The 320-nt window shown below is 58.8% G+C and carries 1 pseudogene; it reads left to right on the forward strand.

What is annotated here, in order from left to right:
* Positions 1-137: 137 nt before the first annotated feature.
* Positions 138-320 (forward strand): annotated as a pseudogene (locus tag EN808_RS35615) (cellulose biosynthesis protein CelD); the annotation flags it as partial.

Raw genomic sequence — 320 nt, forward strand, 5'->3', positions numbered from 1 at the left:
CCGAATGCATGACAGATTTGCGACCGGCGTCGCAACTCTTGCATATACCAAGTTTCTAACTTTCCTGCGATTTGCCTTGACGCGGAACGCAAGACATCGACGATAGATCGGGCCGCAGTCTGCCGGTTCGGATACATATGTTTGAAGTCACTGCCGAGGATTCCTTCGACTTCCGCTCGACGGAATATGCCGAGCTGTTCGCCAGCTCGGCGGCGACGGCCTTTCAGCACCCGATATGGCTGGCGCAGCTCTATGAGCGGATCGTCCGGCAAAGCTCCGCCACACCGCTGATCATCGTCGTGCGCAGCCGGCAGGGCGGC

Origin of the sequence: Mesorhizobium sp. M8A.F.Ca.ET.165.01.1.1, from assembly GCF_004792065.1 — a bacterium.
Taxonomy (GTDB): Bacteria; Pseudomonadota; Alphaproteobacteria; order Rhizobiales; family Rhizobiaceae; genus Mesorhizobium.